The organism is Streptomyces sp. NPDC050560, assembly GCF_044457285.1.
Classification (GTDB): Bacteria; Actinomycetota; Actinomycetes; order Streptomycetales; family Streptomycetaceae; genus Streptomyces.
The window spans coordinates 1-12,112 of record NZ_JBITGT010000019.1; the positions used below are offsets into that span (position 1 = coordinate 1).

General features: G+C 71.1%; 6 protein-coding genes, 1 tRNA gene and 2 pseudogenes. 1 reads left to right on the plus strand and 8 read right to left on the minus strand.

Annotation, left to right across the window (positions count from 1 at the left end):
- Positions 1 to 89: 89 nt before the first annotated feature.
- The 7 genes and pseudogenes from ACIBIW_RS32300 to ACIBIW_RS32330 all read right to left on the minus strand — a co-directional run bounded on the left by ACIBIW_RS32300 (position 90) and on the right by ACIBIW_RS32330 (position 9,798).
- Positions 90 to 800 carry a hypothetical protein gene (locus tag ACIBIW_RS32300; protein ID WP_399341343.1) on the minus strand — a complete coding sequence of 237 codons (711 nt, stop codon included), beginning with the start codon at positions 798 to 800 and terminating at the stop codon, positions 90 to 92.
- Complete coding sequence (locus ACIBIW_RS32305; RefSeq protein ID WP_399341346.1) at positions 797 to 1,282, minus strand: acyl-CoA thioesterase; 486 nt, start codon at positions 1,280 to 1,282, stop codon at positions 797 to 799. The genes ACIBIW_RS32300 and ACIBIW_RS32305 overlap by 4 nt, the downstream gene beginning before the upstream one ends.
- A 5-nt stretch (positions 1,283 to 1,287) precedes the next feature.
- A complete protein-coding gene (gene ettA, locus ACIBIW_RS32310; RefSeq protein WP_399341348.1) occupies positions 1,288 to 2,952 on the minus strand; it encodes an energy-dependent translational throttle protein EttA in 1,665 nt (554 codons plus the stop codon).
- A gap of 530 nt (positions 2,953 to 3,482) precedes the next feature.
- The gene (locus ACIBIW_RS32315; protein ID WP_399341350.1) at positions 3,483 to 4,826 is read right to left on the minus strand and encodes a Cys-Gln thioester bond-forming surface protein; all 1,344 of its coding nucleotides are present in this window, start codon (positions 4,824 to 4,826) and stop codon (positions 3,483 to 3,485) included.
- 501 nt (positions 4,827 to 5,327) lie between these two features.
- Positions 5,328 to 5,705: pseudogene (locus ACIBIW_RS32320) on the minus strand (single-stranded DNA-binding protein); the annotation flags it as partial.
- Positions 5,706 to 5,899: 194 nt separating this feature from the next.
- Positions 5,900 to 8,071: a GTPase gene (locus ACIBIW_RS32325; RefSeq protein WP_399341352.1), complete on the minus strand. Its 2,172-nt coding sequence runs from the start codon at positions 8,069 to 8,071 to the stop codon at positions 5,900 to 5,902.
- Entirely contained in the window at positions 8,068 to 9,798 is a 1,731-nt protein-coding gene (locus tag ACIBIW_RS32330; RefSeq protein WP_399341355.1) for a dynamin family protein, read from the minus strand. The genes ACIBIW_RS32325 and ACIBIW_RS32330 overlap by 4 nt, the downstream gene beginning before the upstream one ends.
- Before the next feature lie 310 nt (positions 9,799 to 10,108).
- On the opposite strand from ACIBIW_RS32330, the gene ACIBIW_RS32335 reads away from it, so the two are divergent.
- A tRNA-Arg gene (locus tag ACIBIW_RS32335) sits at positions 10,109 to 10,181 on the plus strand.
- Positions 10,182 to 11,045: 864 nt separating this feature from the next.
- Here ACIBIW_RS32335 and ACIBIW_RS32340 read toward each other — a convergent pair.
- Positions 11,046 to 12,032 (minus strand): annotated as a pseudogene (locus ACIBIW_RS32340) (recombinase family protein); the annotation flags it as partial.
- Positions 12,033 to 12,112: the final 80 nt, after the last annotated feature.

The window sequence follows — 12,112 nt, forward strand, 5'->3', positions numbered from 1 at the left end:
ACGGCTCGATCACCGCCCACGATTCATCGGTCACCTCATGACGACGCACCACGAACAGACCAACGACGCCACAACTTTGCGGACACGCCCTAGGCGGGGGTGACGCCGAGCCCCCCGAGGCCGCCGAGCCGTACCGCGACCGAGCCGTACGGGGTGCGCAGCCGCAGCCAGGAGCCCGCCGCCAGCAGGTCCACACCCGCCCCCGCCGTCTCCCGCGGCGCCGCGGGAGCGGGCGGACGCAGAAAGCCCAACGACTGGGCGGCGTGCACGGCGCGCAGCGGCAGCCGGGTGTCACCGGCCGGGCGGGACCACAGGTCGTGCCCGAGCCGGTCGAGTTCCGGCCGGGTCCGCGCCTCCGGCGCGAGCCGTGCGGCACGGGTCCTGAACTCGGCCACCACGCCCGCGACCGCCGCGCTCAGCGCGGCCGGCGCCGGCAGCCCCGGCTCCGGCCGCCAGCCGCCACGCGGCGGCAGGATGCCCGCCCACGGCGGCCCGGTGACGGCCTCCGGGACCTCCCCCGTCGCGGCAGCCTCGTCGAGGGAGTCCAGCAGCTCACCCGCCGACACCGTGGTGTCCAGCGTGTGGTCGAGACCGTGCTCGTAGGGCTTCGACAGCAGCGCCGTGCGCACCGCGATCACGTCGAACGCGGGCGGGCGGCCGAAGACGGCCAGCTTGGTGCCCGCCGCCTGGAGCCGTACCGCCGCCGCCCGGTCATAGTGGACCAACCGCCCCAGGAAGGCGGCGAGATCCCGCGCCTCCCCGGGGTCGGCGAACTCCACCGAATGCCGCGGCCCCGTCATGCGACCAGCGCCCGCGACTTCTCGCGCCCCTCGTCCCTGCCGTCGAGGAACCCTTCGAGGAAGGCCAGCTCGTCCGCCGTCAGCCGCCGCGGACGCTTCGCATCGAGGTCGTACGGCACGATGACCGTCGACGCCCGTGCGTAGAGGACGTCGGGACGCTCCCCGCCCTCCACCGCGGGCTCACCCGCCGCATAGTCCTTGACCTCGTACGACAGCGTCACCGCAGCCGACCTGATCCGGGTGACCCAGGTCTCCACCGTCACCGGCTCGTGCCGGTGCACCAGCGGCCGCACATAGTCGATCTCGTGCCGGGCCACGACGGTGCCCTCGGTGAACGACGACGTGACGCCGTCCGGCGCCGGCCGGAACATGAAGTCCACCCGTGCCTCCTCCAGATAGCGGAGGAAGACCACGTTGTTGACATGCCCGAAGGCGTCCATGTCCGACCAGCGCAGCGGACAGCGGTAGATGTGCCGTGCCACCCGCCTCAGCCCCGGGTGAGCTTCTTGTACGTGGCGCGGTGCGGGCGCGCCGCGTCGGCCCCGAGCCGCTCCACCTTGTTCTTCTCGTACGACTCGAAGTTCCCCTCGAACCAGAACCAGCGGGAGTCGCCCTCGTAGGCGAGGATGTGCGTGGCGACACGGTCCAGGAACCAGCGGTCGTGGGAGACCACCACCGCGCACCCGGGGAACTCCAGGAGCGCGTTCTCCAGCGAGGACAGCGTCTCCACGTCCAGGTCGTTGGTGGGCTCGTCGAGGAGCAGCAGGTTGCCGCCGAGCTTCAGGGTGAGCGCCAGGTTCAGCCGGTTGCGCTCACCGCCGGAGAGGACGCCCGCGGGCTTCTGCTGGTCGGGCCCCTTGAAGCCGAACGCACTCACATAGGCGCGCGACGGCATCTCCACCTGGCCGACGTTGATGTAGTCCAGTTCGTCGGAGACCACCGCCCACAGCGTCTTCTTGGGGTCGATGTTGGCGCGGCCCTGGTCCACGTACGAGATCTTCACGGTGTCGCCGACCTTGATGGAGCCGCTGTCCGGCTCCTCAAGGCCCTGGATCATCTTGAACAGGGTCGTCTTGCCTGCGCCGTTGGGGCCGATCACCCCGACGATGCCGTTGCGGGGCAGCGTGAACGACAGGTCCTCGATGAGCACCTTGTCGCCGAACGCCTTGCCCAGCTTCTCGACCTCGACCACGACATTGCCCAGCCGGGGGCCCGGCGGGATCTGGATCTCCTCGAAGTCCAGCTTCCGCATCTTCTCCGCCTCGGCCGCCATCTCCTCGTAGCGGGCGAGACGGGCCTTGGACTTCGCCTGGCGGCCCTTCGCATTGGACCGCACCCACTCCAGCTCGTCCTTGAGCCGCTTGGCGCGCTTGGCGTCCTTCTGGCCCTCGACCTTCAGCCGGGACCGCTTCGTCTCCAGGTACTTGGAGTAGTTGCCCTCGTACGGGTAGAGACGGCCCCGGTCGACCTCGCAGATCCACTGGGCGACGTTGTCGAGGAAGTACCGGTCGTGGGTGACGGCCACCACGGTGCCCGGGTACTTGGCCAGGTGCTGCTCCAGCCAGTTCACCGACTCGGCGTCGAGGTGGTTGGTGGGCTCGTCGAGCAGCAGCAGGTCGGGCTCCTCTAGCAGCAGCTTGCAGAGCGCGACCCGGCGGCGCTCACCACCGGAGAGATTGGTGACGGCCGAGTCGCCCGGCGGGCAGCCCAGCGCGTCCATCGCCTGTTCGAGCTGGGCGTCGAGGTCCCACGCGTTGGCGTGGTCCAGCTCCTCCTGGAGCTTGCCCATCTCCTCGCCCAGCGCGTCGGTGTACTCGGTGGCCATCTGCTCGGCGACCTCGTTGAACCGGTCGAGCTTGGCCTTGATCGCCCCGACGCCCTCCTCGACGTTCTCCAGGACGGTCTTGTCCTCGGTCAGCGGCGGCTCCTGGAGCAGGATGCCCACCGTGTACCCGGGCGACAGGAAGGCATCACCGTTCGACGGCTGCTCAAGGCCCGCCATGATCTTGAGAATGGTGGACTTCCCGGCGCCGTTCGGCCCGACGACGCCGATCTTCGCTCCTGGATAGAAGCTCGTCGTCACATCGTCGAGAATCACCTTGTCGCCGTGCGCCTTGCGCGCCTTGCGCATGGTGTAAATGAACTCAGCCAAAGGAAACCGTCCGGCAGCTTGAAACCAGCAGAGGCAGTACGCGATTCCGCCGCGTGAGGGCAGACGTAGCCATTTTGCCGTACGGGGGTGCTCTGGGGAAAACGGGTTGGGGGACGGGGGGTGGGGGGTGGGTGCGGGGGTGGGGTGAGGGGTGGGGGTGGATGGGGGTGCGGGGGCTCTCTTGGGGGGGGCGGACCGGGCTGCGCGGGGGCTCTCCGGGGGGGTGGGGCCCGGGCCCCCCCCCCGGCCCGGGGGGGGGCCCCCCCCCCCCCCCCCCCCCCCCCCCCCCCCCCCCCCACGCCCGCCCCCCCCCCCCGCGCCCCCCCCCCCCCCCGGGCGCCCGCGCGCCCCCCGGGGGGGGCGCGCCCCCGCCCCCCCCTCCCCCTCCCTCCCCTCTCCCCCACCCCACCTCCACCCCCCGAAAAGCAACCGGCCCCATCCACCCCCACGAGGGGGCGAATGGGGCCGTGGTGTTCTCGGTGGGGCCTGCGGTCATCGGGGACCGCAGGCCGCCGCCGAGTTCACTCGGGCTACGCCCTCCTCTTGCGGAGGAAGAACACCGCGCCGCCGCCGACGAGCACCAGCGCGATGGCGATGCCCGCGATCAGCGGAGTGGAGCTGGAGCTACCGGTCTGGGCGAGGTCTCCACCGGTGCTGCTGGAGGAGGAGCTGCTGCCGCCGACCGACGCGGGGCTCGGCTGTGACGAGGGGGTCGCGGAGCCGCCGCCCGCGGAACCGGTCTCGGTCTTGCAGTCGAGGACACCCTTGAAGTGCTTCTCGAAGCCACCGGGGCCCTTGATGGTGAAGTCGTACGCCTGGTCCTCCTTGACGGGGACCGTGATGGTCTGCGACTTACCGGCCTCGATGGTGTGCTTGCTGCCCATCAGCTCGAAGGTGAACGCCTGGTCACCCTTGTTGCTGGCGGTGATGTCGACGCCGCCCTTGGCGCAGTTCTTCTCGGCGGACACCGCGGGGACCGCACCCTTGCTGGCCCAGTTCGCGGTGGCCGTCGCGGAGACGGTGGACTCGCTGGAGCCCGCGAGGATCTGGGTCTGGCTGCGGGTCTGCGAGGCGAAGGCGCGGCCGACCGGGACGGTGGTGGACGCCTGGACGGTCAGCGCGGCGGAGCCGTCCGCGGTGCCCTCGGGTATGTCGAAGAAGAGCTGGCTGCCGTCGGCGGCCTTGGTGACGGCCTTGCCGTCCTTGTCGACGATCTTCACGCCGCTCGCGGAGTCCGCGGGCGGGGTGACGGTGGCCTGACCGGCGTTGGTGCGCACGGTCACGGGGCCCACCTTCTCCCCGGCGTGGCCGGAGACCGCGGGCGGCTCCAGCGTCAGCGACGCCTTGGGCTCGGCCAGGTTCTGCGCGCTCTTCTGGAGGTAGTCGGCGAGCTTCTCGGCGGCGGGGCTCTTGGCGTCGACGTCGGCGTTGTCCGAGTAGCGCCAGATGGCCACCTGGGTGCCCGCCGCGGCGTCCTGCGCGGTCAGCTTGTCGGCGCCGGCCTTCTTCGCCAGCGAAGCGAGGTCATTGACCTGCGGGAAGGAGTTCTGGAGTATCCAGTTGATTTTGCCCGCGTTGGGGTTCCCGTTGAGGGACGTGCCGCTCCAGGGGGTTTCCTGGTACTTGGCGTCCTTCTGGGTGGGGTTGTGGATGTCGATGCAGTACGTCTGGAGCGTGCCGCCGTTGTCGACGGACATTTCGAAGAGACCGGCGGAGACTTTCTCGTTCTTGCCGTGGTCATGGATGACGGCGTCGCCATAGGTCTTGAGCCCGCCCAGCGTGGCGGTGGCGCCGCCCTGCTGCTGCGGCGCGTCGTCGGCTACGGCCACACCGGAGGTGGCGAAGGCGCCCGCCGCCACAAGGCCGGACACCATGGTCGCGGCGGCGAGGCGGGCGGCCCCTCGCCGATACACAGAGAGTGCAGAAAACACAGATTTTCCCTCCGGGCGGGAGCCAATGGCATGGGGGACAGCCGGCCCGCCAGCAGATTCGGATGCTCAGGGTGCCCCGTGAGTTACGCCCGGCATCTTAGGAAACCGGGCACAACTTCACCCCCTGGCCATACCATCGGATAACCGATCCGAATCCGAACCGTTATCTGAATCCACGTTTGCCGACTGGTCTTATCGACAAATCAACGGAACTTCCCCATGGATAAGCCACAGTTCGGGCATTCGGCCTCACGTGGCGCGGCTCAATTGCCGCGACCGTCGAACACTTGATTCCGCTTCGTTGGACACAATTGGAATACTTGAATCCTCTTGTGTGGGCGGGATATTTCGACGACCTTCGGAGCCGTCGCCCCCTCCCCTTTCGGCGCCCGATTCCTCCCACGGTGCCGCGTCCGCGACGGCCGCTTCCCCGCCTCCGCCGGTCGGTTCGGGGGCCGGCTTGGCGACAGGGGCCCTGCGGAAGGCCGCCGTGCCGCGGGACAGGTCGTGCCCGACCAGTTGGGCGTCGATGTCGGCGCCAATCCTCGGCGGGGTGGCCCGGTCGTCGTCACGCACCTTCAGACGGCCCCGGACGAACACCGGATCGCCGACGGCGAGGGACGCCGCCACGTTCGCCCCCAGGTTCCACCGGGCCCAGACCGTGAAGAAGTTGGTGTGCCCGTCCGTCCAGGCATTGGTGGCGCGGTCCCGGTACCGGGTGGTGGACGCCAGCCGGAACCTGGCCAACTGGCCGCCCGGTGTGTCCCGGAACACCGGGGCGGTCGCGACGTTCCCCACCACCGTCACCGTCGTCTCGCTCATGCCGAATCCCTCCCATGCCACTGCGGTCGCCGCGGGGAACCGCTGCCGGTCCCCCGCGGGGCGCCCCGGTGATCCGGGCCGCGAGACCAGATTGCACGGTGCGTGACGATCCCGCTGCGGGCTGTGGATGACGGAGGGCTTGTGGATAACTTCGTCACCCACAAGGGTGTTGAACGTCCCGTGCTCCCCCCGGCTCACCCCAGGCGGGCGCCCACCGCCGTGTCCCCCCGCACCCGGACGTACTGCTCCCGTACCTCCGCGTACCGCAGCAGCTCGGCGGCCACGGGGTCCAGGACCTTGGCCCTGCCGCAGGCCGCGGCCGCCTCGCGGAGCCTGCGTTCCGCCTCAAGTCCGTACCGTCTCGCGGGGCCCCTCGCGGAGAGGCGGCAGATCCACTCGACGCAGGGGCCGCCCACAATGCCGATCGCCATCAGCAGCACCGCCACCCCGAGGTTCGGCGGGCACACTCCGACGATCTGGCCGACCAGCCACAGCCCGCCCAGGATCTGAAGCAGCGTCATCGACGCCTGCACCAGCACGGCCGCGGGCCACCAGCCGGGGCGCGGCGGCCGGTCCTCCGGGGCGCCCACGGTGACCGCCAGCTCGTCCAGGGCCTCGGGAAGCCCTCGCGAACCGCGCACGGCGGCCTCGCGCACGGCCTGCCCCCACGGAGCGGGGAGCCCGGAGGCCGCCTGGTCGGCGACCGTTCTGACGGCCTGTTCGACCCGGGCGCGCGCCGTGGTCTCCTCGGACGCCGGAGCGCAGGCGACGGCGCCGCTCTGCGGGGCGCGGCGGGCCCGGTGCCAGCGCCAGAGCCTCAGCCACGGGGTGCCGCACGCCTTCCCCGCGTGCCGCCGCCAGGCGCGTTCCGCGGCCTCGCCCGCGGCGGCGGCCCCGATGGACTCGGCGAGGCGGTCGGTGAACTCCTCGCGCGCGTCCTCGCCGAGGCCCGGGCGGCGGGCGGTGGCGTAGACGGTTTTCAGCCCGGCGGCCGCGGTGTCGATGTCGGCGGCGATCCTGCGGGCGGGGGCGCCGCGTTCGGCCACGAACTGGCCCAGGGCCTCGCGCAGTTCTCCGACGCCGCTCCCGGTGGCCGCGGAGGCGGCGAGCACCGTGGCCCCCGGTTCCTCGTACTCGCCGAGCGCCACGCCGTCTTCGTCGAGGAGCCTGCGCAGGTCGTCGAGTACCTGGTCGGCGGCGTCGCCGGGGAGCCTGTCGATCTGGTTGAGCACGACGAACATCACTTCGGCGTGCCCGGCGAGTGGCCGCAGATAGCGGTCGTGGAGGACGGCGTCGGCGTACTTCTCGGGGTCGACCACCCAGATGACGGCGTCGACGAGCGCGAGTACGCGGTCGACCTGGTCGCGGTGGGCGGCCATGGCCGAGTCGTGGTCGGGGAGGTCGACGAGGATGAGGCCGTTCAACGAGCCGTCGTGGCCGGGGAGCGGGCGGCGGCGCAGCCGTCCGGGGATGCCGAGGCGGTCAAGGAGCGGTTCGCCGCCGTCGCTCCAACTGCACGCCACCGGGAAGGAGGTGGTGGGCCTGCGGACACCGGTGTCGGAGACGTGGGTGCCCGCCAGGGCGTTGAAGAGCGAGGACTTGCCGCTGCCGGTGGCGCCCGCGAGGGCGACGACGGTGTGCCGCCCGGACAGCGCCTGCCGTGCCCCCGCCTCGTCGAGCACGCGTGTCGCGCGCGCCAGATCGCCGGAGTCGAGGCGGGCCCTGGAGAGGCCGACGAGTTCACGCAGCGCTTCGAGGCGTCCGCGCAGGCCGTTGTCGTAGAGGGGGTGGCCCTGCTGCTCGGTGTCGTGGGCGCCGTAGACCGGGTTGGGGCCGCCGGGGGCGGGAGAGTCGAAGGCGCGGCGGGCGATGAGGCCGTCGTCCCACACGTCGACGGCGCCGCCGCGCCCGGCCGTGTCGGCCGGGGGCTCGGCGCGGCGCACGCCGGGAGGGGTGGGGCCGCCGACACGCGTGTACCGCCGATCGGCCTCCACGCGCGCGTGCCCGGCGGGAGTCCCCCCGTCTCCCGCAGCAGCCGAGGCAGCGGCGGCAGAGGGGTTGGTGACATCGCTGTCCTGTGCCGCGCCATTGGCTCCGGGGGCGTCCTTGTGGCCTTGACCGGTGCCCGGCGCGGGGGTGGCGGACGCGGAGCTGTTGCCCGAGTCCTGGCGGTCGTCTTCCGCCCGGGTGCCCGCGGCCTCCGGTGGGGTGCGGGAGGCGCGGGCGGTGGGGGGCTGTTGGAGGTCGGCGCGTGGTCCCGGGGGGTCCGCGGCCGCGCCGGTGTGGGGTCCCGCGCCCGGGGAAGCGCCCGTGGCCTGCTGGTCGGTGGGCTCTGCCGGGTCGGTCACGGCGGTCACCTCGGTCACCTCTCCTTCTGTTCCTTCTGGAGTACGGACAGCGCGGCGATGAGTTCGGCCTGGGGCTCCGGCCGTACGCCGAGGCTGTCGAGCGGGGCGAGGCGGCGTTCGCGCTCGTCGTGGAGGATCTGGGAGACGTACTTGGTGAGGAGTCGGCCGCCGCGGTCGCGCAGCCGCAGCGCGCCGTGGGCGCCGATGCGTTCGGCGAGCTTCTCCCCCGCGGAGCGTGCTCGGCGTCCGCCGAGGAGGGAGGCGGCGAGGAGCGCGGCGACGGCCTCGGGCTCCGGGGGCGGGGTGGTGGACTTGTCGAGGGCGCGTACCTCCTCCTCGGCGTACTCCTCGGCGATACGGCGCCAGCGGCGCACGGCGAGCCCCACGCGGTGTTCGACGAGGTGCTGTTCTGGGCGGCAGCCGGTGAGCCCGGGGGCGGTGGCCGCGGGTTCGCGGCGCCAGCGCTCGTCGATGCGCTCGTCGGCGGCGGTGACCGCGCACAGCAGCAGCGCGACGAGGCTTTCCACGAGGGCGTCGAGGAGTTCGGTGGGGCCGCAGTCGAGGGGGTAGCCGCGCCACCGCTTCAGCGCGTCGCCTGCGAGGACGGCGCCCGCCTGGAGCCGCCCGCGTACGCGCGCGTGCTCCTGTTCGTACGCCGCTTCGACCGCGGTGGTGAGGCGGAGGGCGGCCGCGTGCTGGGCGGCGATGGCCCCGGCGAGTTCCGGCATGCGGGTGCGCAGGGAGTCGAGGACCCCGTGGGCGGTACGGGCGGCTACGCGGGCGGCGGCCGCGGGGTCCTGGGCGCGGTGGGTGAGCCAGGCCCGCAGCGCGGCGACGGCGGTTTCCGGCAGGAGTCCTCCGCCGCCGGTGGACTCGGGCAGTTCCGGGACGGTGAAGCGGGGCACGTCGCCGAGGCCCGCCTTGGCGAGGAGGGCGCCGTACTGCTGGGAGACCTCGCCGACGACCTGGTGGGGGACGCGGTCGAGGACGGTGACGAGGGTGGCGTTGTACTGCTTGGCGGTGCGCAGGAGGTGCCAGGGGACGGCGTCCGCGTAGCGGGCCGCGGTGGTCACCATGATCCAGATGTCGGCTGCGCAGACGAGTTCGGCGGCGAGTACGCGGTTTCCTGAGACGAGGGAATCGATGTCGGGAGCGTCGAGGAGGGCGAGGCCGCGGGGCAGCGCGGGGGCGGTTTCCAGCCGGAGCACGGGGGTGTCGGACGGGGGGCGGCGACCGGCGGCGGTGCGCCCCGGGCCGCCGGCCGCGCCGATGGGGGCGGCGGTACCGCGGCCCGCGCGCAGCAGTCTGGTGCCGGTGCCGCGTCCGGTCGCGGTGCTGGCCGCGGTGGGGCCCTCGGTGTCGGTGCCGGGGCCCCATTCGCGGATGAGGTCGGGGAGGATGCGGGTGTCGGCGAACCAGTGGCGGTCGTCGGGGTGGCACACCAGGACCGGCGTCCTGGTGGTGGGGCGCAGCACGCCCGCCTCGCTGACGCGTCTTCCGGCGAGTGAGTTGACCAGGGTCGACTTTCCGGCGCCCGTGGAGCCGCCGACGACCGCCAGGAGTGGGGCGGCGGGGGTCGTGAGGCGCGGTAGCAGGTAGTCGTCGAGCTGGGCGAGCAACTCGGCCCGGTTGGCACGCGCGCGTGGTGCTCCCGCCAGGGGCAGGGGGAAGCGGGCGGCGGCGACGCGGTCGCGCAGCGCGGAGAGTGCATCGAGCATTTGGGGCCGTACGTCCAGAGTCACCACATGTGCAGAATGCCCAATTTTGACTGATTTATGAAGCATATGGGCGCCTCTGCGTGCCGACTCGACGCATGTGGGGCAAGGGGCGACCGGGGCAAGGCATAACGAGTGCACAACACCCGGCCCCCGAGGCGCCAAAAGCAATGCGAGATTCGCAACTGCCTGCGATTATCAGGATCGCTTCACCGAACCTCCACATCATGGCGCGCACGCGAAGCACCAGGGACCAGGAACCGGGAGCCCTATCCTTGTCCCCGGCCCAGGCAAGACCGGAGCCCCTCCACCGGACCCCGGCCTCGCCACGCACCACCCGGCCCCCGTAGCTCAGTGGATAGAGCAGGCGCCTTCTAAGCGCTTGGCCGCAGGTTCGAGTCCTGCCGGGGGCGCTCCAAACATGGCTGGTCAGGGGCCACCCCTGCCGCCGTGAGCGGGGCCGTGATGTTACGGGTCAGTTGCCCCAACTGTTCTGCCGTGGCGCGGGGCAGCGTCACTTGAAGCTGGATCTCACGCCGCGGTCGCAGGTAGTGGACTTCCAACTGGAACGCGTCGTACAGCCGTCGCTGCTCACTGACGGGCAGCTTCGCGATACTCACAACAAGTCGTGGCAACGCGTCGACCAAGTCCGTGTCGCGCGGCCCGCTGCCGCTAGGAGCCTCCTCAGACTTCTGAAGCTCGGCAAGCAGACGGCGACGCTCACACTCGTGGCGTTGGAAGCGTGCGCGGATACTTCGGCGGAACTCCCGGTCGGCCTCATCACCACCGTCGCTAGACTGCTCCAGCTCGTCGAGTAGGCGCTCTTTGCGGCGTCCGAGCGCTTTGATCTCTTTGCGGAGGTGCTCGGCCTTCCGCGCGTCGGCGGCTTCGGCAGGAGACTCCGAAGCTGCCAATTGAGCCCGTAGATGGTCGACGCGGCGGGGCCCCAGGACATGCTCGCCGAAGAACCAGTGCACCGCCCTCAGAAGGATCTTCTCACCGACCCAGAGGGCTTTCGGGTGGCGATCGAACCATGCCTCCCTTCGGTGATGGGCGTCGTCGCGGTAGCAGACGAAGTACGGCAGGTCCTTGCTCGTCTTGCCCGACATACGACGCCCACATAGCGCGCAACGGATATAAGAGCGCAAAGCGTATTCGCGCTTTGTGTCAGGATGTGAGTTCTTTCCGCTGCCGCTACGAGAGCCCTGGCCAGCCCGCCTGTGAGCCCAAGCCAGATCGAAGACCTCGCGCGTGACGAGGGGCTCGTGGACAGGAAGGGGGGACCAGACCCACTCGGAGACAGGATTGCCCTTGTTCCCCCTCTTCTTCCTCGCCTTGCGGTTCCACACCTGGTAGCCGGTGTACTTGGGGTTCTCCAGAACACCCCGAACGGCCTGCACGGTCCACAGTCCCACCGTGGCCTCCGGCCGGTTGGCTGTGGGAGGCGGATATCGCTCCGGGTTCAGATTGAGCCGGTTGGCGATGGCCTGGTAGCTGAGTCTTTCCAGAGCACGAAGCGAGAAGATCTCGGTGACCACAGGGCCGCAGGCGGCATCCGGGACGAGACGGTGCTTCGTACGGCCCTCGGCGCGGCGGGCGGGGACCGGGTGAGGCACTTTCTCCGCGACGTACCCATAGGGCGGTTTGCCAACATTCCAGCCCTGATGGGTGTGCTCGATGAAGCCGTCCCAGGACAGTTCCAGCATCTGGAGGACGTACCACTCGGCCACGGCCTGCTTGACCCGCCGGGTGAGGGTGGGGGTCGCACGCTTGGCCGTGGAACTGGTGAGGATCGGTTCGTCGGCGGCGCACAGAGCGACCCCGCACTGTTCCAGCTCATGCTCGATCTTCGTGCCGAAGTACGTACGCCGGGCGACGCGCTCGATGGACTCACAGATCACCGCGGCGAAGCGCCGTGTCGAGCTGTGGGCCTCTTCCAGAAGGTCAGTGATGCCGCCGTCGCGCGGCACGGGGATGGCGAAGCGCTCATGAGCGGTGCTGTGACCGCGGGCGTCGAGATCCTTGCGGCCTGATTCGACGTCATAGAAATGAGCCACGATGACCCAGCCGGGCGGCAGCGCCGCCCGCGCGTTCCGCAACTGGCGCGGCAGAGAGAGGGTTGGGTCCTGGGAGTCCTCCGTCGACGTGCGCCCGAGCCAGGCCACCGCGACGGTGGCCTGGACTGCTGACGGTCCACTGGTGGACGGGTTCCAGGGCATCCCCGAAACCGCTGGCCCTGAGAAGGTCTCGGGTGCCGATGCCATGACGGTCCTTTCCTGCCGTCCTCATACCGAAGGACGGTGAGGACGGCCGCTACTCCTCAGCGGCAGCGTCTTCGTCGACA

Coding starts and splice junctions, on each gene's coding strand:
- ACIBIW_RS32315 (WP_399341350.1), bottom strand. CDS start 4,826: ATGGTGTCCGGCCTTGTGGCGGCGGGCGCCTTCGCCACCTCCGGTGTG.
- ACIBIW_RS32300 (WP_399341343.1), bottom strand. CDS start 800: ATGACGGGGCCGCGGCATTCGGTGGAGTTCGCCGACCCCGGGGAGGCG.